This window comes from Pseudomonas danubii, from assembly GCF_042980055.1.
GTDB classification, from domain to species: Bacteria; Pseudomonadota; Gammaproteobacteria; order Pseudomonadales; family Pseudomonadaceae; genus Aquipseudomonas; species Aquipseudomonas danubii.
In genome coordinates, this window is the sequence record NZ_CP116502.1 from 2,991,449 (window position 1) to 3,010,644 (window position 19,196).

The following is a 19,196-nucleotide window of genomic DNA, read 5'->3' on the forward strand; positions in this document are numbered from 1 at the left end:
GGCATCGGTTAATCCGCTCGCCAGAGCTCTGGCCCGCTTGTTCCAGGGCGCCAAGGCAGGTGAGATGCACACCTGCCTGCGTACAGGTGCATAACAAGAAGGAGGCGCAATGAACGCCGTAACCGACTTTCACCGACACCCTTCGAAGGGCGATGGTCATCGCACCTTCATCGACGACCCCACTCGGTCCGTCCAACTTTGCGCCGCCGATGCCGAGCATCGAGCAGGCCCCTCAGGATCCCGGTTACCGGCACGCTGATACAGCGGTGTCTGGCGGCAGGGGGTCAGGGGTGTACAATGCGCGGCGTTTTAACTGTGACCCAACTGCGTACCCGCGCACTTTGCGTCTGCGCCGCGTGTTTCAGCCTGCTACCAGGGCGCTGAAGACACTGCTGCCGGGCCAATAAACTCAAGGTTATCCACCTTGTTCACTCCGCCGCGTCACGAGCGTGGTGGGTTCGATTTCGTCACAGATAAAAACAAACAGGTGACGCATGACCGTTAGAAAAACGCTGAACTTCGGGTGCCTGCGCTGGGGTTTGCTCCGCGTCGCTTAAGCCTTCACCGGGCGGCAACGTCTTGCAAACATCATCAAACCTTGCGTGAGAACCTTTTCATGAGTGGACAAAACTCGCATTCGGGCGAGCTGAAACGCGGCCTGAAAAATCGCCATATTCAACTGATCGCCCTGGGTGGCGCGATCGGTACCGGTTTGTTCCTGGGGTCGGCCGGGGTGCTCAAATCCGCCGGTCCGTCGATGATCCTCGGTTACGCCATCTGCGGTTTCATCGCCTTCATGATCATGCGCCAGCTGGGCGAGATGATCGTTGAAGAGCCGGTGGCCGGTTCTTTCAGTCACTTCGCCCATAAGTACTGGGGCGGCTTTGCCGGTTTCCTTTCCGGCTGGAACTGCTGGATTCTCTACATCCTGGTGGGCATGTCGGAACTGACCGCGGTCGGCAAGTATGTGCATTACTGGTGGCCGGAGGTGCCGACCTGGGCCTCGGCGGCGGTGTTCTTCGTGATGATCAACGTCATCAACCTGGCCAACGTCAAGGTGTTCGGCGAGGCCGAGTTCTGGTTCGCCATCATCAAGGTGGTGGCCATCGTCGGCATGATCGCCCTGGGCAGCTACCTGCTGGTCAGCGGTAACGGCGGCCCGCAGGCATCGGTGAGCAACCTCTGGTCCCATGGCGGCTTCTTCCCCAACGGCGTCAGCGGACTGGTGATGGCCATGGCGATCATCATGTTCTCCTTCGGCGGCCTGGAAATGCTCGGCTTCACTGCAGCAGAGGCCGACAAGCCGAAAACCGTGATCCCCAAGGCTATCAATCAGGTGATCTACCGCATCCTGATTTTCTACATCGGCGCCCTGGTGGTGCTGCTGTCGCTGACCCCGTGGGACACCCTGCTGGTGACCCTGAATGCCTCCGGCGATGCCTATAGCGGCAGTCCGTTCGTCCAGGTGTTCTCGATGCTGGGCAGCAACACGGCAGCGCACATCCTCAACTTCGTGGTCCTGACTGCAGCGTTGTCGGTGTACAACAGCGGCACCTACTGCAACAGCCGCATGCTGCTGGGCATGGCCGAGCAGGGCGATGCGCCGAAAGTCCTGGCCAAGATCGACAAGCGCGGCGTGCCGGTGCTGTCGATCCTCGCCTCGGCGGTGGTGACCTTCGTTGCCGTGGTGCTCAACTACCTGATTCCCCAGCACGCCCTTGAGCTGCTGATGTCCCTGGTGGTGGCAACCCTGGTGATCAACTGGGCCATGATCAGCTACTCGCACTTCAAGTTCCGCCAGCACATGAACCGTACCGGTCAGACCTCGCTGTTCAAGGCGCTGTGGTACCCCTACGGCAACTATGTCTGCCTGGCGTTCGTGGTGTTCATCCTCGGCATCATGCTGATGATTCCAGGCATTCAGATCTCGGTGTACGCGATCCCGGTGTGGGTGGTGTTCATGTGGGGCTGCTACCTGATCAAGAACAAGCGCAGTGCTCAGCACTCGCTGCAAGCAGCCAGCACTGCGCTGAAGTAAGCGCGGCCTCGGCCATGACAGACCCGGCTCCGGCCGGGTTTTTCATGCCTGTGATCTTTGTGGGAGCGAGATCGCTTTCGTCGGCCAGTCGGCTCCTGCATGGGAGCTGACCGTTGCAGGCGCTGGCTTGCCAGCGAACAGGTCCGCAAGAGCGTGGGGAATGGGGGTATCCTGTGCGCCCTGAAGACGGATTCCTGTTCCATGCTGGTGATTTCCAACAACGTGCATCTGCCGGATGCCGAGATCGAGCTGACCGCCATCCGCGCCCAGGGCGCCGGTGGTCAGAACGTCAACAAGGTGTCCAGCGCAGTGCATCTGCGCTTCGATATTCCGGCCTCGTCCCTGCCACCTTTCTACAAGGAGCGCCTGCTGGCGCTGCGCGACAGTCGCATCACCAGTGACGGCGTGATCATTCTCAAGGCCCAGCAGTACCGCACCCAGGAGCAGAATCGCGCCGATGCCCTGGAGCGTCTCACCGAGCTGATCCTCAGCGCCGTCAAGGTGGAAAAGAAGCGCCGCCCCACCAAGCCGACCCTGGGCTCGAAGAAGCGCCGCCTGGAGAGCAAGGCCAAGCGCGGCAGCATCAAGGCTGGCCGCGGCAAAGTGGACTTCTAGCGGTTCGAACGTTCCTTACGCTGCTTGGGGGCCTGGTGATACAGGTACAGGCTTAGCAGCAGGCCGCAGCACGCGGCGATGGCGGCAAACAGGAAGATCGAGGCAAAGCCGAAACCGCCGGCAATCGCCCCGGCCAGTGGTCCGGTGATGCCCAATGACAGGTCGATGAACAGCGAGTAGGCGCCCACCGCCGCGCCACGGCTGGAGGCCGGCACCAGATTGACCGCTTCCACGCCCAGTGCCGGGAACACCAGGGAGAAGCCAAAGCCGCTCAAGGCCGCGCCGGCCAGGGCCCAGTTGGCATCGGGGGCCAGCCACAGCAGGAGCAGGCCGAGGGTTTCCACCGACAGGCAGGCAATGGCCACGCGAAAGCCGCCGAGGCGGTTGATCAGGTTGCCGAACAGCAGGCGTGCACCAATGAAACTGGCGCCGAACAGGCTCAGGCACAGCACCGCGTTGGACCAGTGCTGGGTCGTGTAGTACAGGGTGATGAAGGTGGCGATGGTGCCAAAGCCGATGGAGCCCAGGGCCAGGCCGCAACCGTGAGGGAAGACTTTGCCCAGCACATGGATGAACGGCAGGCGTTCCCCGGCGACTATCGGCGCGGCGAGTTTTGGCCAGGCCAGTAGCAGGCCGAGCACCGCCAGCAGAATGATGCTTACCCCCATGCTCCACAGGCCCAGGCGGTTGACCAGCCAAACCCCCAGGGGCGCGCCGATGGCCAGGGCGCCATAACTGGCGATGCCGTTCCAGGAAATCACCTTGGCGGTGTTCTGTGCGCCGACCCGACCGATGCCCCAACCAATCGACCCCGAGCCCACCAGGCTTTCCGCGCTGCCCAGTACCAGGCGGCCGATCAGCAGGCTGATCAAACTCAGGGTCGGCTGACCCTGCAGCCAGGCGGAAAGCAGCATGAACACGCCGCTCAGGCCGCAGCCGGCCAGGCCGTACATGACAGCGCGCTTGCAGCCCAGGTTGTCGATGATGCGTCCGGCGTAGGGACGGCTGAGGAGGGTGGCCAGGTATTGCACGCTGATCACCAGGCCGGCGATCACCGCGCCAAACCCCAGGTCGCTATGGACGTAGCCTGGCAGTACCGCCAGGGGAATGCCGATATTCAGGTAGCCAATAAAGGTGAACAGGACGATGGAGACGACTTGCAGCGTGACCGTCAAGGGGCGCTGGGTATCTGGCATGGGAATGGGTCCACTGCGACAGCTCAATAGATAGGCTGCTTATGATACCGATGTGGACGGGGATGCAGGGGCAGAAATCGACGCGTTGTTCAGAACGTCCCTGGTTGAGGGATTGAGTCAGGCGTTTTTGGCGCTCAGCAGCTGAGTGGTGACCAGAGCGGCCAGGGCATTTTCCTGGGTGCCGAAACGGGCCAGCAGGGCGGCCTGTTTTTCCGGGCTGAGGCGATTCCAGATCTCGATCATTTTTTCCGCAGTACCCAGCAGTACGCTGGCTTGGGTTTCGCTGAAGGAGTCGGTCATGGTTCGGCAGGGGCTCGGGGGGAAAGATTCAGGCGGTGTGGAAAGCGCTTGAGTAGCGCTTTCCACACGGTCTGGTTACAGCTCTTTTCAGTCTTCGCTGTCGGCCTTGCGGCTGTCGGCGGCTTCTTGCACTACAGGCTTTTCGGCACTGGCTTGTGGCGTGGTTGTCTGCTCAGTTTCGTGCAGGCTTGGGAAGGGGAGATTCGGGATCTCATGCATGTCGTTGCTCCTCGCAAAGTCTGTTTTTTAAATCGCTGGGTAGGTCCGCGCTTTTAAAAAGCCTGGGCAGGATACAGCACTGGAAATGACAAAAAGATTTTTATCGCGATTTCGGGATGAAAGGACAAAGCGGCGGCAGGAACCGGCTTGCCAGCGAAGGCACCCTCAGGGCCTCCCGCGCCGGCAAGCACGCGCTCTGCTTTTAGACGACCCGAGCGATCGCCTCAGCCAGCAGGTTCAGGCGCGAAGCGTCGATTCCGGCCACATTGGCCCGGCCGGAACTGACCATGTACACGCTGTGGTGTTCACGCAGTTCCTTGACCTGAGACGGGCTCAGGCCGGTGTAGGAGAACATGCCGCGTTGCACGCCGATGTGGGCGAAGCGCTCGGCCAGTCCATAGGGCTGCAAGGCTTCCAGCAGGCCGGCGCGCAATTGGGCGATGCGCTGGCGCATGGCTTCCACTTCGTCGGCCCAGAGGCTTTTCAGCTCCGGGTCGCCGAGGATGGTGGCGACTACTGCGGCCCCATGATCCGGTGGTGTGGACCACAGGTTACGGGCGATATGGGCCAGTTGACTGCGCACGTCGAGGAGCTTTTCGGCGTCCCGGGTGCAGACGATCAGGGCCCCGGTGCGATCGCGGTACAGGCCGAAGTTCTTCGAGCAGGAACTGGTGATCAGTACTTCCGGCACTTCGGCGGCGAACAACCGCACCGCCCAGGCATCCTGTTCCAGGCCGTCGCCAAAGCCCTGGTAGGCGAAGTCGATCAGCGGCAGCAGGTTGCGCTTGCGCACCACCTCCAGCACCCGTTGCCAGTCGGCCTGGCTCAGGTCGAAGCCGGTGGGGTTGTGGCAGCAGGCGTGCACCAGCACCACGTCGCCTTCGGGCACCCGGTTCAGGGTGTCCAGCATGGCCTCGACGTCCAGGCGGTTGTCGCTGCCCACGTAGGGGTAGTGACTGACCTTGACCCCGGCTGCGGCGAAGATGGTTTCGTGGATCGGCCAGGTCGGGTTGCTCAACCAAACGCCGCGGCCCGGCAGGCACTGGGCGATGAAGTCGGCGCTCAGGCGCAGGGCGCCGGTGCCGCCCGGGGTCTGGGTAGCACCGGCGCGCTGCGCGGCGATGAGTGGCGAATCACTGCCCAGTACCAGTTCATTGATTACCTTGCCGAAGGCCGCGTCACCGTGGCCTCCGATGTAGGTCTTGGTGGTCTGGCGATCCACCAGGCGCTGCTCCGCCAGCTTCACCGATTGCGGGATCGGCGTCAGGCCCTGAGCATCCTTGTAGACCCCCACGCCGAGGTCGAATTTGCGCGGATTGGGATCGTTGGCGTAGGCCTCCATCAGGCCGAGAATCGGATCGCCGGGTACGCGACCGATGGCATCGAAATGCATTACTTGCGTCCTTCTGCGGTCTTGGCCACTTCGTCGGTGCGGGCGGCCATGATGAAGTCGTTGCGGTGCAGGCCCTTGATCGAGTGGCTCCACCAGGTCACGGTGACTTTGCCCCATTCGGTGAGCAGGCCCGGGTGGTGGCCTTCGGCCTCGGAGATCTCGCCCATGGCATTGGTGAAGGCCAGGGCGAATTTGAAATTCTTGAACAGGAAGACTTTTTCCAGCTGCATCACGCCGTCACGCACTTCGATGTTCCAGTCGGGGATCTGCTTGATCAGTACCGGCAGTTCTTCGTCGCTGACCTGAGGGGCATCGGCGCGGCAGGCTTCGCAATGGGCTTGGTTCAGAGCGGTCATGGTGTATTCCTGAGTTCGATTCTTGTTGGAAGTTACTATCTTTCGCAGCCGCCCGCGAGGGCGGGCTGCTCAGGCCGCCTTGGGTTTTGGCGGGAACTTGGGGGCGTGCAGGCCCAGCTGCATGCCTTGGTGGACCAGGGCCATGATGTCTTCATGGGCCAGGTCGAACAGGCGCTTGAGGTTGGGCAGGGCAAAGTAGATGGGTTGCAGGATGTCGATGCGATAAGGCGTGCGCATGGCTTCCAGCGGATCGAAGGCCTGGTGCTCCGGCTCTTCGGACAGGCTGTAGACGGTTTCCTTGGGCGAGGAGAGGATGCCGCCGCCGTAGATGCGTCGTCCGTCGGGGGTGTCCACCAGGCCGAACTCGATAGTCATCCAGTACAGACGCGCCAGGTAAACGCGCTCTTCCTTGGTGGCTTGCAGGCCGAGCTTGCCGTAGGTGTGGGTGAATTCGGCGAACCAGGGGTTGGTCAGCAGCGGGCAGTGGCCGAAAATCTCGTGGAAGATGTCCGGTTCCTGCAGGTAGTCCAACTCTTCAGGAGTACGAATGAAGGTCGCCACCGGAAAGCGCTTGCTGGCCAGCAGTTCGAAAAAGGTCTGGAAAGGAATCAGTGCCGGCACCCGGGCCACTTGCCAGCCCGTGGTTTCGCCGAGGACCTTGTTGATTTCACTCAGCTGCGGGATGCGGTCGTGGGGCAGTCCGAGTTTGTCGATGCCGTCCAGGTACTCCTGGCACGCGCGCCCCTCGATCACTTTCAACTGGCGCGTGATCAGGGTGTTCCACACCGCGTGTTCTTCGGGTGGATAGTCGATAAAACCTTGCGCGTCGGGCTCGCGGGCCACGTACTGCGTCTGCTTCATGCTGCTCTCCTGCCAGGGGATGCGTTCTTGTTATGTGTGACCCCAGTGATACCCCAGGGTGCGACGCTTTGCAGCAGCTGACTGGCGCTGACGGAGGGGGTTAGGACGTCAATTTGTAAACTAATCGTTACGGTTTTGCCCAGGGCTCCCAAGTATTGTGGGTTTTCAGGTTTGAAAAAGCCCTTTGCTGTCACATAATCTTGACGATTATCTGCGCCATCCAGCAGAAAGTTTGCAAATGCCGACGTCAAAAGCGTCGGTTTTCGGCGTTTATGCCCTCCATTATCCGCTTCGGGCCTTTCTTCATGCGTATCAAAGTTCACTGCCAGAACCGCATCGGCATCCTGCGGGACATCCTCAATCTGCTGGTGGAATACGGGATCAACGTGGCCCGGGGCGAGGTGGGGGGCGAGCATGGCAACGCCATCTATCTGCACTGTCCGAACCTGATCAACCTGCAGTTCCAGGCATTGCGCCCCAAGTTCGAATCCATCGCCGGAGTGTTTGGCGTCAAAAGGGTCGGGCTGATGCCCAGCGAGCGTCGGCATATGGAGCTCAATGCGCTGCTGGGTGCCCTGGAGTTCCCGGTGCTGTCCATCGACATGGGCGGCTCCATCGTGGCCGCCAACCGAGCGGCAGCGCAGTTGCTGGGCGTGCGGGTGGATGAAGTGCCGGGGATTCCGCTGTCACGCTACGCCGAGGACTTCGATTTGCCGGAGTTGGTGCGGGCCAACCAGTCGCGGATCAACGGGCTGCGGGTCAAGGTCAAGGGCGACGTGTTTCTGGCGGACATCGCCCCGCTGCAATCCGAGCACGATGACAGCGAGGCTATGGCCGGTGCGGTATTGACCCTGCATCGGGCGGATCGGGTTGGTGAGCGTATCTACAATGTGCGCAAGCAGGAGCTGCGGGGCTTTGACAGTATTTTCCAGAGCTCGAAAGTCATGGCAGCGGTGGTGCGGGAAGCCCGGCGCATGGCGCCCCTGGATGCGCCTCTGTTGATTGAAGGCGAGACCGGCACCGGCAAGGAGTTGCTGGCCCGCGCCTGCCACCTGGCCAGCCCTCGGGGCCAGTCGCCGCTGATGGCTCTGAACTGCGCCGGGCTGCCGGAATCCATGGCCGAGACCGAGCTGTTCGGCTATGGCCCCGGGGCCTTCGAAGGGGCTCGGGCCGAGGGCAAGCTCGGGCTGCTGGAGCTGACGGCCGGCGGCACGCTGTTTCTCGATGGTGTGGGGGAAATGAGCCCGCGCCTGCAGGTCAAGTTGCTGCGTTTCCTCCAGGATGGCTGCTTCCGTCGTGTCGGCAGTGACGAGGAGGTGTACCTGGATGTGCGGGTGATCTGTGCGACTCAGGTGGATCTGTCCGAACTCTGTGCCCGGGGCGAGTTTCGCCAGGACCTGTACCACCGACTCAACGTGCTGTCCCTGCATATTCCGCCGCTGCGCGAATGCCTCGATGGTTTGACGCCCCTGGTGGAGCACTTCCTCGATCAGGCCAGTCGCCAGATCGGCTGTCCGCTGCCACGGTTGGCTCCGGCGGCCATGGAGCGCCTCAGTCACTATCACTGGCCGGGCAATGTCCGGCAGTTGGAGAACGTGCTGTTCCAGGCGGTCTCGCTGTGTGATGGCGGCATGGTCAAGGCCGAGCATATCCGTCTGCCGGACTATGGCGCGCGCCAGCCCCTGGGGGACTTTTCCCTGGAAGGCGGCCTTGAGCAGATTGTCGGTCGCTTTGAAAAGGCGGTGCTGGAAAGTCTCTATGCCGAGCATCCCAGCAGTCGGCAACTGGGCAAGCGCCTGGGGGTTTCCCATACCACCATCGCCAACAAGTTGCGCCAGTACGAGGTCGGCAAGGAGTCGCCGGAATGAAAAAAGCCCCGCTTATGAAGCGGGGCTTTTCGTTTGGCTCGGGGCTGGCTGTCTTCAGATATGGAAGTAGCCGACACAGGAGTCAAAAGGCAGGCGCTTGAGTTCGATCTTGTTCATGTCGAACACTTCGCGCAGGGCCTTGGTTTCGCCCGGGAAGTTGCGGTAGGCGACTTCGTCGAGAACCACGATAGCGCCCTTGGGCATGTACGGCAGGAAGGTTTCCAGGGCGACCTTGGTGGGCTCGTACAGGTCGGTGTCGAGGATCAGCATGGCCACTACCAGGTCCGGACGCGACTTGACGAATTCCGGCACGGTCTTGCAGATGTCGCCCTTGACCAGCTCGCAGCGCGGGATGCGGTTCACCGGACGCAGCAGGTCGTTGGCATCGATCATGTCCTGGATCAGCGACTGGTCGGTGTCGGAGAACATGCTTTCGTTGATGTCGGCCGGGTCCTCGTCCTTGTTGATGCTGGTGAAGCCTTCGAAGGTGTCGAAGCCGACGATGGAGCGGTTGATGGCATAAGGCTCGAGGATCATCGACAGGTGCATGTAGAGCATCAGCGAGTTGCCCTTGTACACGCCGCACTCGATGATCGCCCCGGGCACATCCATGACCTTCTTGAACAGCTCCATGCGCGACAGCGCGGCGGTGACGTTGATGCGGTTGGCGAAGACGAAGGGCGCGTCGGCTACGTACTCGGCGTCGACCCGCTTGAGTACGCCGGCGCGGGTTTCGTTGTATTGGGCTTCGGCGGGGGTAAGGCGACGTTTGGTCATGGCTTGAATCCTTGGAAATTCGAGAAGTCGTGGGCGTGGAAGTAGTCTTTGAAGCCGGAGCCGACGTCGGGGCAGGCGCTGTCTACGTTGGGGGCTCCGCGGTTGTGTTTCAGGTCTTCGAGGTGCATCAGGCGGAAGTCCACGCTGAAGCGGGTGCGGTCGGTACGGTTGGGGACAGTGCCGTGCAGGTGCGAGCCGGAGAACACCAGCATCTCGCCTGAGTTGCCGGCGATGCGCAGTTCAGAGCTGTCGTCGATCTCCCCCAGGGGCACCGGGTGGACCCGTACTTCTTCGGTCAGGTTGTCCTTGGCCTTGTGTCGCTGGTTGCTGATCCAGTCCTTCAGGCTCCAGTCCTTCGAGGTGTTGGCCACCGGCTTCTCGAAGTAGCTGGGGTTGATCATCATGGTCTGGTCCGGGGTGATGGTGTAGACCGGCATCCAGGTGTTGATCTGGCAATCCACGCTGCCGTACCAGCTGTCGCGATGAGGCTTGTAGGCGTAGCTGACGCCAGCGTGCAGGTAGTCGTAGTTGGGCACGACCCGCAGGCGCGGTACGTCGAAAATGTAGTCCCGAGGATCGATGCCGATCTCGTGAATGAAGCCAAGGATCAGATCCTTGACGCGCTGGCTGTTGGTGAACTGGCCCTTGAGTCGGGTAACCCGGCTGACGAACTCTTCTACCGGCATCATCGTGTGCAGAGCCTGGTGGTTGGTTTCGCCATCGAATGCCGCGGTGATGCTTTCCTTGGCGTACCCGCAGAGTTCTTTTGCGGTGGCCAGGTCAGTGTCCAGGAAGATATCCCCGGAATAGATGGCTTCCTTGAAGTCAGCTGTCTTGCGCAGCTGATTGAGGTACAGGTTCAAAGTGGTTCTCCTTGGCAGTCACTGGCTTAGGTGTCGGCCACCCCTGCGCAAACTGAAGTTGCGATAGCCAGTCACTGTGCCTAGCAAGATCCGTTCACAAAGTGTCCAGCTCGAGTGCGGAACGAACCCGGGGCGTGCGACCGAGACTTGCCGTTAGCGGCATAAGTCCGCCGTTTTTTCGTCTCTCATTCCGCCCTGAAAAACCCGTTGCTCGCGGCAAAGCCCCGGCCTGCATGGGGAGCGCTGTTGGAAGTTAAAGTTGGTGTAGAAATTGCTTACGCCATGCTCAGTACAGTGTGGGGCGGCAAACGTCCGGCAGATGAGGAACGATTGTGGACAAGTACCTTTATGTGGCAATGACCGGCGCCAGCCAGAATGCTCTGGCGCAAAAGGCTCATGCCAACAATCTGGCGAACATCTCCACCAACGGTTTTCAGCGCGACCTGGAGCAGGCGCGCGCGATGCCGGTGTTTGGTGACAGTTTTCCGGCGCGGGCCTTTGCCATGGGGGAGCGGCCGGCAACGGATTTTACTCCCGGCTCCATGGTGGAAACCGGCCGTGACCTGGACGTGGCCGTCAGCGGCAAGGGCTGGATCGCCGTGCAGAGCCCCGATGGCAGCGAAAGCTATGTGCGTACCGGCAGTTTGAATGTCGACGCTCTGGGCGTGCTGCGTGCAGGCAATGGCATGCCGGTCATGGGCAATGGCGGTCCTATCGCCGTGCCGCCAGAGCAGAAGATCGAAGTCGGCCAGGACGGCACCATCAGCATTCGTGCCATGGGTGAAGGTCCGCGGGTCATGGCCGAGGTCGATCGCATCAAGCTGGTCAATCCGGATATCAAGAACCTGACCAAGGGCCTGGATGGGTCGATCAAGACCAAGGACGGCCAGCCGGCGCCTGCCGATGCCAATGTGCAGTTGGTCTCGGGGTTCCTGGAGTCGAGCAACGTCAATGCCGTGGAAGAAATGACCGCGGTGCTGGCCTTGTCCCGCCAGTTCGAATTGCACGTCAAGATGATGAACAGCGCCAAAGAAGACGACCAGGCCATGGCTCGGGTCTTGCAGATCAGCTAATTACCAGTATCTAGCGCCGTAAAACAGGCGCGAGAGGAGAATCGAATGCTTCCGGCTCTATGGGTTGCCAAAACCGGTCTGTCCGCCCAGGACACCAACCTGAGTGTTATTTCCAACAACCTGGCGAACGTCTCGACCACGGGTTTCAAACGTGATCGCGCCGAGTTCCAGGACCTGCTGTATCAGATCAAGCGCCAGCCCGGTGCCCAGTCGACCCAGGACAGCGAACTGCCAACCGGCCTGCAGGTCGGTACCGGTGTGCGCATTGTCGGGACTCAGAAGAACTTCACTGCCGGCAGCCTGCAGACCACCGAGCAGCCTCTGGACCTGGCCATCAATGGCCGTGGTTTCTTCCAGATCCTGCAGCCCGACGGCACCACGGCCTATACCCGTGACGGTACGTTCCACCTCAATTCCGATGGCCAGATCGTCACTGCCAGCGGTTTTGCCCTGGAGCCTGCGGTGGTTGTGCCCAACGACGCACAGACCTTCACCGTGGGTCAGGACGGCACCGTATCCATCACCATCGCCGGCAACCCGGCTTCCCAGGTGATCGGTAACCTGCAAACCGCCGACTTCATCAACCCGGCTGGCCTGCAGTCCCAGGGCAACAACCTGTTCCTGGAAACCGCCGCCAGTGGCGCGCCGCAAATTGGTACTCCAGGCCTTAACGGCTTCGGCACCACGCTGCAGAACACCCTGGAAGCGTCCAACGTCAGCACCGTTGAGGAGATGGTCAACATGATCACCACCCAGCGGGCCTACGAGATGAACTCCAAGGTGATCTCCACTGCGGACCAGATGCTCTCGTTCATTACGCAGAAGCTGTAATCAAGTCTTGAGGTCGCCACGGGTCTGAAGTGGCGCACCGGCAACATCGTGAGGAAGGGTCATGAATCGGTTTATGTGTGTTCTAGCGCTGAGTGGGAGTGCCGTGCTCGCGGGCTGTGTTGCTCCGCCGCCCAAGCCCAATGACCCTTATTACGCCCCGGTGTTGCCGCGCACGCCGCTGCCTTCCGCGTCCAACAACGGCTCGATCTACCAGGCCGGTTTTGAGCAGAACCTGTACAGCGACCGCAAGGCGTTCCGGGTGGGTGACATCATTACCATCACCCTGAACGAGCGGACCAGTGCCAGCAAGGGCGCCAACTCGGCCCTGAACAAGACCAGCTCCAACAGCATCGGCCTGACCTCGCTGTTTGGCGCTGTGCCCAATGTCAACAACCCGTTGAGCGATGGCGACCTGACGTTGAATGCCGGCTACAGCGGTAATCGCGCCACCAAGGGCGACAGTAAGGCCGCGCAGAGCAACAGCCTGACCGGTTCGATCACCGTCACCGTGGCCGATGTATTGCCCAACGGCATCATCGCGGTGCGCGGCGAGAAGTGGATGACGCTCAACACCGGCGACGAACTGGTGCGCATTGCCGGTCTGGTACGGGCAGACGATATCGCTACCGACAACACCGTCTCCTCGACCCGGGTGGCAGATGCCCGCATTACCTATTCGGGTACCGGCTCGTTTGCCGATGCTAACCAGCCTGGCTGGTTCGATCGTTTCTTCCTCAGTCCGCTGTTCCCTTTCTAGGTGATGAGAAGCCTCATGTTCAACTTCAAGCACCTGATGGCGGCGGCGTTGTTGCTGTCCACTTCCCTTGGCGTCCAGGCCGAGCGGTTGAAGGACATTGCCAGTATTTCCGGCGTGCGTTCCAACCAATTGATCGGTTACGGCCTGGTGGTCGGGCTTAACGGCACCGGCGACCAGACGACCCAGACCCCGTTCACTCTGCAGACGTTCAACAACATGCTGTCGCAGTTTGGCATCAAGGTGCCGGCCGGCTCCGGCAACGTGCAGTTGAAGAACGTCGCGGCGGTGTCGGTCAGCGCCGATCTGCCGGCATTCGCCAAGCCGGGTCAGCAGGTGGATATCACCGTTTCCTCCATCGGTAACTCCAAGAGCCTGCGTGGCGGCACCTTGCTGCTGACCCCGCTCAAGGGGATCGACGGCAACGTCTACGCCATTGCCCAGGGCAACCTGGTGGTGGGCGGTTTCGATGCCGAGGGGCGTGACGGTTCGAAGATCACCGTCAACGTGCCATCTGCCGGACGGATTCCCGGTGGTGCTTCGGTGGAGCGCGCCGTGCCCAGCGGTTTCAATCAGGGCAACAGCCTGACCCTGAACCTCAATCGTTCGGACTTCACCACCGCCAAGCGCATTGTCGACAAGATCAACGACATGCTCGGCCCGGGCGTGGCCCAGGCCATCGATGGCGGTTCGATCCGGGTCACCGCGCCTCTGGACCCAAGCCAGCGCGTGGACTACTTGTCGATCCTGGAGAATCTGGAAGTCGATCCGGGGCAGGCGGTGGCGAAGGTCATCATCAACTCCCGTACCGGCACCATCGTCATTGGCCAGAACGTCAAGGTGTCGCCGGCGGCGGTGACCCACGGCAGCCTGACCGTGACCATTACCGAAGACCCGATCGTCAGCCAGCCTGGCCCTCTGTCCAATGGCCAGACCGCTGTGGTGCCGCGTTCGCGGGTCAACGCCCAGCAGGAAGCCAAGCCGATGTTCAAGTTCGGCCCGGGCACCACCCTGGATGAGATCGTCCGTGCGGTGAACCAGGTCGGGGCTGCGCCAGGTGACTTGATGGCGATCCTCGAAGCCTTGAAACAGGCCGGCGCCTTGCAGGCCGACCTGATCGTGATTTGAGGTGAGCGCCATGGATATTCGTAAGAGCGGACTGATTGGCAGCGGCGATTCCGGGTCTTACTCCGACCTCAATCGCCTGCAGCAACTCAAGGTCGGCGACAAGAACGGCGAAGCCAACGTGCGCAAAGTGGCGCAGGAGTTCGAGTCGCTGTTCCTCAATGAAATGCTCAAGTCCATGCGCAAGGCCACCGATGTCATTGCCCAGGACAACCCGCTCAACACCCCGGCCGCCAAGCAGTACCAGGACATGTACGACCAGCAGTTGGCGGTGTCCCTGTCTCGCGAGGGTGGCGGTATCGGCCTGGCCAATGTGCTGATGCGCCAGATGATGAAGAACAAGCCGGCCAACCCGGGCGCGACCCATACGGCCTTGACAGCCGCGGCGCCGGTGGCGACTCCGACCCCGATTGCCGCCGGTACCACCGCCCAGGATGGTCCGTTGAGCCGGGTCAATGGTCAGCGTCCAATGTGGGCCTCGCGTGCCCAGGACCCGTTGCGCAGCACGGTGTCGCATAACGATATGGCGTTGCTCAATCAACGGCGCCTGTCGTTGCCGAGCAAGCTTACCGATCGCCTGTTGACCGGTATCGTGCCTTCGGCCGGTGCGACTGCTGACGCCTCTACCCAGAACGTTGTGCCCACCCGCAATAGCGCAGCCGCCGATGCAGTGCTGCGTGGCGAGTGGCGGGTCAACCAGGGCTACGCCGAGTCCCAGGGCAAGATGCGCGTGTATGGCCGGGCCATGGCTCAGCCGCCGCTGGCGCCGGCCAAGCGCGCCTTCAGTTCCGCAGATGATTTTGTCGCCACCATGTTGCCGATGGCGCAGCAGGCGGCCCAGCGCATCGGTATCGATCCGCGTTATCTGGTAGCCCAGGCCGCGCTGGAAACCGGCTGGGGTAAATCGGTCATGCGTCAGCAGGATGGCAGCAGCAGTCACAACCTGTTCGGCATCAAGGCCAACAAAAGTTGGCAGGGCGCTCAGGCCCGAGCGATCACCAGCGAGTTCCGCGATGGGCAGATGGTCAAGGAGACGGCGGCGTTCCGTTCCTATGATTCCTACCAGGACAGCTTCCACGATCTGGTGACCTTGTTGCAGAGCAATAATCGCTATCAAGAAGTGCTGAAGGTTGCCGATAAACCAGAACAGTTTGTTCGCGAGTTGCAAAAAGCCGGGTATGCAACGGACCCGGATTACGCTAGCAAGATTTCGCAGATAGCCAAGCAGATGAAGAACTACGAGAGCTACGCTGCGGCGGGCGTTTCCACGAATTTATAAGGTCTGAATCATGAGTTTGCTCAATATTGGGATGTCGGGGCTGGCCGCCAGCCAAACGTCGTTGGTGACTACAGGTAACAACATTGCCAACGCCGACACCGCCGGGTACTCGCGCCAGCAGACCGTGCAGGGCACCAAGGCCTCCGCTCAATTCGGCAATGTCTTCATCGGCACCGGTACCACCCTGGCGGACGTACGCCGGGTGTACAACAGCTTCCTCGATGCCCAGTTGCGCACCGCCACGTCCTTGAACAGTGACGTCGCGGCCTACCAGGGCCAGATCAGCCCGGTCGACCAGTTGCTGTCGGACAACGGCACCGGCATGAATGGCGCGCTGACCAAATTCTTCGCCTCGCTGCAGAACCTCAACGCCAAGCCTACCGATGAGGCTTCCCGGCAGTTGCTGCTCAGCGACACCCAGGCCTTGAGCAACCGTTTCAACTCGGTGTCCAGCCAGCTCAACGAACAGAACAGCAACATCAACGGCAACATGGCGAGCATGGCCGACCAGGTCAATAAGCTGGCCAATACCGTCGCCCAGCTCAACCAGAAGATTTCCGAACTGTCGACCAACGGCAACGGCATGCCCAACGACCTGTTGGATGCCCGTAACGAAACCGTGCGCCAGCTTTCGACCTTTATCGGCGTCCAGGTGTCGGAGCGTGGTTCCAGCCTCGACTTGTACTTGGGCAGTGGCCAGCCGCTGGTGATGGGCAACTCCGCCAACACCCTGGAAGTGGTGCAGGGCAAGAACGACCCGACGCGCTCCATGCTGCAGCTCAATCGCGGCACCAGCACCGTGGACATCACCAACGTCACCACCGGTGGCGAGATTGGTGGCCTGTTGCGCTATCGCAGTGAAGTGCTGGACCCGGCAATGAATGAACTGGGGCGCGTGGCCCTGGTGGTTGCCGACCAGATGAACAGCCAGATGGCCCAGGGTATCGACAAGAACGGTGAGTTCGGCGGCAACCTGTTCAACGACATCAACAGCCTGCGGATGATCAGTCAGCGCAGTATGGCCAGCGCCGCCAACAGCGCGGGCTCGGGCAACTTCGATGTGACCATCAAGGACACCGGCAAGCTGAGCACCGGCGACTACACCGTGACCTTCAGCAGCGCCACGAATTACAGCGTCAAGCGTTCCGACGGCAAGGACATGGGCACCTTCAGCACCACGACCAGCCCGGCACCCGTGATCGACGGCTTTTCGCTGAACCTCAATGGTACGGTGGCCGCCGGTGACAGCTTCAAGATCACCCCGACCCGCAATGCCGCAGCCACCATCCAGACGGAAATGACCGACGCCAAGCGCCTGGCTCTGGCTGCGCCGCTGAAGGCCGAGATCGGTGCCGGGGTCAAGAGCTCCCTGAGCATCTCTGCGCAGCCGTCCCTGGCGGTGCCGATCAACAACTACGATGCAGCCAGCAAGCTGGAAATGCAGACCGCCCTGAAGAACTCCGGCCCGGTCAAGGTGGTGTTCAATGCGGCGTCCGGCGGCAGCCAGACCTACGATTACTTTGACGCCAAGGGCGTCAAGATGGGCAGCGGCTCCATCGTGCCAGGGCAGAGCAATGTCCTGAACCTGCAGATCAAGATGCTCGATGCCAGCGGCAACCCGATCACTGACGGCGGCGCGCCACCTGTGACCAAGACCTTCACGGTGCAGATGACCGTCGCCGGTTCGCCCAATGCCGGCGACAACATGAACATTTCGGTGAATGGTGCCGGTTCTTCGGATAACCGCAACGGCCTGGCGCTGTCGGGTCTGCAGACCAAGCAGACCGTGGACACCGGTTCGGCGAGCAAGGGCATCACCCTGGTGGATGCCTACGGCAAGCTGATCGAGAACGTCGGCGCCAAGGCCAGCCAGGCCAAGCTCGACAGTGCTGCCAACGGTTCCATCCTGGCCAACGCCAAGGGTGCCCGTGACTCGCTGTCCGGGGTCAACCTGGACGATGAGACCGGCAACCTGGTCAAGTTCCAGCAGTACTACACCGCGTCTTCGCAGATCATCAAGGCTGCGCAGGAAACCTTCAGCACGCTGATCAACAGCCTTTAAGGAGTCGTAGCCCATGCGCATTTCCACCGCCCAGTATTACGAGACTTCGGCTGCCAACTATCAGAAGAACTTCTCCAACGCGATCAAGAGCGGCGAAGAGGCCAGCAGCCTGGTCCGGGTCAAGACCGCCGCCGACGATCCGGTGGGCGCTGCCCGTTTGCTGCAGCTGGGTCAGCAGGCTTCCCTGCTTGATCAGTACAAGGCCAACAGCAACTCGATCAAGGCTTCCCTGGGCCAGGCCGAGTCGGTGATGACCAGCATCAACAACGTTCTGGACCGGGCCAAGCAACTGGCCGTCGGCGCCGGCAGCGCCGGTTACACCAATGCCGACCGGCAGGCCAATGCTGCCGAGCTGGGGCAGATCGAAGAGCAGCTGCTGAGCCTGATGAACTCTCAGGACGAAAACGGCAAGTATCTCTTTGGCGGCTCCAAGGACGACGTTCCGCCGTTCAGCCGCAACTCCGATGGCACCTACAGCTACAACGGTGACCAGAGCAGCCTGAAGCTGCCGGTGGGCGACACCATGATGATGGCTGCCAACAGCACCGGTTGGGATGTGTTCCAGCAGGCGCTCAACACCAGTCGTAGCCAGGTCACCATGACCTCGCCGGTGGTGGATGATGGGCGGGTTTCCCTGTCCAATGGCCAGATGACCAACAGCGGCACCTACAACAGCCAGTTCCGCGGTGGCGAGCCTTATACCGTGTCGTTCGTCAGCGGTACCCAGTTGCAGATCCTCGATGGCAGCGGCAACGATGTGACGGCCGAGGCCAGCAAGGGCGGCGTGATCGGTACTTCGCCGAATCAGACCGTGAGTTTCCGTGGTGTCGATCTGAACCTGAACATCAATCTCAAGTCCGGCGATGTCGCTGGCGCGGTGCTGCCGGGGCACAGTTTCACCTTGGCGTCGAAGCCGGACACCTTCAACGTTGCGCGTTCTCCGGGCAACCCGAGCATGACTCAGGTCTCGGCCGCCAGCGTGACTGATCCGGTGGCCTACAACTCGACGTTCCCGAGTGGCTCTGCCGTGCTCAAGTTCACCAGCGCCACCAACTTCGATCTGTATGCCGCGCCGCTGACGGCAGACAGCAAACCGGTGTCTTCGGGTGTGGTAGGGCCGGGCAATATCGCCACTGCGGCAGGCGTGAGCTTCACCCTGACGGGCGCTCCTTCGCCGGCCGCCAACGATCAGTTCAGCGTGGCGGTTAACACCCACGAAACCCAGAACATCCTGGACACCGTGAGTCAGTTGAAAAACGCGTTGAGCACACCCACTGACGGTGACGTCCTGGCAACCCAGAAGCAGTTGGCCGACCTCGCGTCGGGCATGGCCAACCTGGCCAGTGGTGTCGATCAGCTGTCCATCGGCATCAGCTCCATCGGTGGTCGTGGTTCGGCTTTGGCCACCCAGAACGAAATCAACGAAAGTCTGGCGGCAGCCAACGTCACCACCCGTTCTGCCATCAGTGATTCCGATCCGGCCGAAGTCATGACCCGCCTGACCCTGCAGCAGACCATGTTGCAGGCCTCGCAGTTGGCCTTCAGCAAGATCACTCAGCTCGGCCTGTTCAACAAGGTCTGAGAAC

The 19,196-nt window shown here is 61.3% G+C and carries 19 protein-coding genes; 10 read left to right on the top strand and 9 right to left on the bottom strand.

Annotated elements, in window-relative coordinates; all coding sequences use genetic code 11:
* Positions 1-616 precede the first annotated feature (616 nt).
* A complete protein-coding gene (locus PFZ56_RS13865; RefSeq protein WP_110595144.1) occupies positions 617-2,038 on the top strand; it encodes an amino acid permease in 1,422 nt (473 codons plus the stop codon).
* Positions 2,039-2,239: 201 nt separating this feature from the next.
* Positions 2,240-2,653, top strand: coding sequence for an alternative ribosome rescue aminoacyl-tRNA hydrolase ArfB (gene arfB / locus PFZ56_RS13870; protein WP_170001285.1), 414 nt, complete (start codon positions 2,240-2,242; stop codon positions 2,651-2,653).
* On the opposite strand, the gene PFZ56_RS13875 is transcribed toward arfB, so the two are convergent.
* The 7 genes from PFZ56_RS13875 to PFZ56_RS13905 form a co-directional block, all read right to left on the bottom strand.
* Positions 2,650-3,849 (bottom strand): MFS transporter, encoded by a 1,200-nt coding sequence (locus PFZ56_RS13875; protein WP_102878835.1) that lies wholly within the window; start codon positions 3,847-3,849, stop codon positions 2,650-2,652. The genes arfB and PFZ56_RS13875 overlap by 4 nt on opposite strands.
* Before the next feature lie 117 nt (positions 3,850-3,966).
* On the bottom strand, positions 3,967-4,149 hold the full coding sequence (locus tag PFZ56_RS13880; protein WP_102878836.1) for a hypothetical protein: 183 nt from the start codon (positions 4,147-4,149) through the stop codon (positions 3,967-3,969).
* Positions 4,150-4,236: 87 nt separating this feature from the next.
* Positions 4,237-4,368, bottom strand: coding sequence for a hypothetical protein (locus PFZ56_RS13885; protein ID WP_258009278.1), 132 nt, complete (start codon positions 4,366-4,368; stop codon positions 4,237-4,239).
* Between the two features lie 202 nt (positions 4,369-4,570).
* Positions 4,571-5,761: an amino acid aminotransferase gene (locus tag PFZ56_RS13890; RefSeq protein ID WP_102878837.1), complete on the bottom strand. Its 1,191-nt coding sequence runs from the start codon at positions 5,759-5,761 to the stop codon at positions 4,571-4,573.
* Positions 5,761-6,117 (bottom strand): 4a-hydroxytetrahydrobiopterin dehydratase, encoded by a 357-nt coding sequence (locus tag PFZ56_RS13895; RefSeq protein ID WP_007930096.1) that lies wholly within the window; start codon positions 6,115-6,117, stop codon positions 5,761-5,763. Before PFZ56_RS13895 ends, PFZ56_RS13890 begins: the two co-directional genes overlap by 1 nt.
* Positions 6,118-6,186: 69 nt before the next feature.
* Positions 6,187-6,978 carry a phenylalanine 4-monooxygenase gene (phhA, locus tag PFZ56_RS13900; RefSeq protein ID WP_102864057.1) on the bottom strand — a complete coding sequence of 264 codons (792 nt, stop codon included), beginning with the start codon at positions 6,976-6,978 and terminating at the stop codon, positions 6,187-6,189.
* Positions 6,975-7,301 (bottom strand): hypothetical protein, encoded by a 327-nt coding sequence (locus tag PFZ56_RS13905; RefSeq protein WP_170001284.1) that lies wholly within the window; start codon positions 7,299-7,301, stop codon positions 6,975-6,977. The genes phhA and PFZ56_RS13905 overlap by 4 nt, the downstream gene beginning before the upstream one ends.
* Here PFZ56_RS13905 and PFZ56_RS13910 point away from each other — a divergent pair.
* Positions 7,284-8,846 carry a sigma-54-dependent transcriptional regulator gene (locus PFZ56_RS13910; RefSeq protein ID WP_060838115.1) on the top strand — a complete coding sequence of 521 codons (1,563 nt, stop codon included), beginning with the start codon at positions 7,284-7,286 and terminating at the stop codon, positions 8,844-8,846. The two genes, PFZ56_RS13905 and PFZ56_RS13910, sit on opposite strands and share 18 nt — an antisense overlap.
* 54 nt (positions 8,847-8,900) lie before the next feature.
* On the opposite strand, the gene PFZ56_RS13915 is transcribed toward PFZ56_RS13910, so the two are convergent.
* Both PFZ56_RS13915 and PFZ56_RS13920 read right to left on the bottom strand, forming a co-directional pair.
* Positions 8,901-9,623 carry a TylF/MycF/NovP-related O-methyltransferase gene (locus PFZ56_RS13915; RefSeq protein WP_047302638.1) on the bottom strand — a complete coding sequence of 241 codons (723 nt, stop codon included), beginning with the start codon at positions 9,621-9,623 and terminating at the stop codon, positions 8,901-8,903.
* Positions 9,620-10,486 (bottom strand): hypothetical protein, encoded by an 867-nt coding sequence (locus tag PFZ56_RS13920; RefSeq protein ID WP_102878839.1) that lies wholly within the window; start codon positions 10,484-10,486, stop codon positions 9,620-9,622. Before PFZ56_RS13920 ends, PFZ56_RS13915 begins: the two co-directional genes overlap by 4 nt.
* A 332-nt stretch (positions 10,487-10,818) precedes the next feature.
* Here PFZ56_RS13920 and PFZ56_RS13925 point away from each other — a divergent pair, with 332 nt between their 5' ends.
* The 7 genes from PFZ56_RS13925 to PFZ56_RS13955 all read left to right on the top strand — a co-directional run bounded on the left by PFZ56_RS13925 (position 10,819) and on the right by PFZ56_RS13955 (position 19,192).
* Positions 10,819-11,559, top strand: a complete 741-nt coding sequence (locus PFZ56_RS13925; protein ID WP_102864054.1) for a flagellar basal body rod protein FlgF — start codon at positions 10,819-10,821, stop codon at positions 11,557-11,559.
* Between the two features lie 45 nt (positions 11,560-11,604).
* A complete protein-coding gene (gene flgG, locus PFZ56_RS13930) occupies positions 11,605-12,390 on the top strand; it encodes a flagellar basal-body rod protein FlgG (RefSeq protein ID WP_102864053.1) in 786 nt (261 codons plus the stop codon).
* A gap of 61 nt (positions 12,391-12,451) precedes the next feature.
* Positions 12,452-13,147: a flagellar basal body L-ring protein FlgH gene (gene flgH / locus PFZ56_RS13935; RefSeq protein WP_102864052.1), complete on the top strand. Its 696-nt coding sequence runs from the start codon at positions 12,452-12,454 to the stop codon at positions 13,145-13,147.
* Between the two features lie 15 nt (positions 13,148-13,162).
* Complete coding sequence (locus tag PFZ56_RS13940) at positions 13,163-14,272, top strand: flagellar basal body P-ring protein FlgI (RefSeq protein ID WP_016963126.1); 1,110 nt, start codon at positions 13,163-13,165, stop codon at positions 14,270-14,272.
* Between the two features lie 10 nt (positions 14,273-14,282).
* A complete protein-coding gene (flgJ, locus tag PFZ56_RS13945) occupies positions 14,283-15,548 on the top strand; it encodes a flagellar assembly peptidoglycan hydrolase FlgJ (protein WP_170001283.1) in 1,266 nt (421 codons plus the stop codon).
* A gap of 10 nt (positions 15,549-15,558) precedes the next feature.
* Entirely contained in the window at positions 15,559-17,610 is a 2,052-nt protein-coding gene (flgK, locus tag PFZ56_RS13950; RefSeq protein WP_110595145.1) for a flagellar hook-associated protein FlgK, read from the top strand.
* A gap of 13 nt (positions 17,611-17,623) precedes the next feature.
* Positions 17,624-19,192: a flagellar hook-associated protein 3 gene (locus PFZ56_RS13955; RefSeq protein WP_102878842.1), complete on the top strand. Its 1,569-nt coding sequence runs from the start codon at positions 17,624-17,626 to the stop codon at positions 19,190-19,192.
* Positions 19,193-19,196 lie beyond the last annotated feature (4 nt).

Coding starts and splice junctions, on each gene's coding strand:
- PFZ56_RS13865 (WP_110595144.1), top strand. CDS start 617: ATGAGTGGACAAAACTCGCATTCGGGCGAGCTGAAACGCGGCCTGAAA.
- arfB (WP_170001285.1), top strand. CDS start 2,240: ATGCTGGTGATTTCCAACAACGTGCATCTGCCGGATGCCGAGATCGAG.
- PFZ56_RS13875 (WP_102878835.1), bottom strand. CDS start 3,849: ATGCCAGATACCCAGCGCCCCTTGACGGTCACGCTGCAAGTCGTCTCC.
- PFZ56_RS13880 (WP_102878836.1), bottom strand. CDS start 4,149: ATGACCGACTCCTTCAGCGAAACCCAAGCCAGCGTACTGCTGGGTACT.
- PFZ56_RS13885 (WP_258009278.1), bottom strand. CDS start 4,368: ATGCATGAGATCCCGAATCTCCCCTTCCCAAGCCTGCACGAAACTGAG.
- PFZ56_RS13890 (WP_102878837.1), bottom strand. CDS start 5,761: ATGCATTTCGATGCCATCGGTCGCGTACCCGGCGATCCGATTCTCGGC.
- PFZ56_RS13895 (WP_007930096.1), bottom strand. CDS start 6,117: ATGACCGCTCTGAACCAAGCCCATTGCGAAGCCTGCCGCGCCGATGCC.
- phhA (WP_102864057.1), bottom strand. CDS start 6,978: ATGAAGCAGACGCAGTACGTGGCCCGCGAGCCCGACGCGCAAGGTTTT.
- PFZ56_RS13910 (WP_060838115.1), top strand. CDS start 7,284: ATGCGTATCAAAGTTCACTGCCAGAACCGCATCGGCATCCTGCGGGAC.
- PFZ56_RS13915 (WP_047302638.1), bottom strand. CDS start 9,623: ATGACCAAACGTCGCCTTACCCCCGCCGAAGCCCAATACAACGAAACC.
- flgG (WP_102864053.1), top strand. CDS start 11,605: ATGCTTCCGGCTCTATGGGTTGCCAAAACCGGTCTGTCCGCCCAGGAC.
- flgH (WP_102864052.1), top strand. CDS start 12,452: ATGAATCGGTTTATGTGTGTTCTAGCGCTGAGTGGGAGTGCCGTGCTC.
- PFZ56_RS13940 (WP_016963126.1), top strand. CDS start 13,163: ATGTTCAACTTCAAGCACCTGATGGCGGCGGCGTTGTTGCTGTCCACT.
- flgJ (WP_170001283.1), top strand. CDS start 14,283: ATGGATATTCGTAAGAGCGGACTGATTGGCAGCGGCGATTCCGGGTCT.
- flgK (WP_110595145.1), top strand. CDS start 15,559: ATGAGTTTGCTCAATATTGGGATGTCGGGGCTGGCCGCCAGCCAAACG.
- PFZ56_RS13955 (WP_102878842.1), top strand. CDS start 17,624: ATGCGCATTTCCACCGCCCAGTATTACGAGACTTCGGCTGCCAACTAT.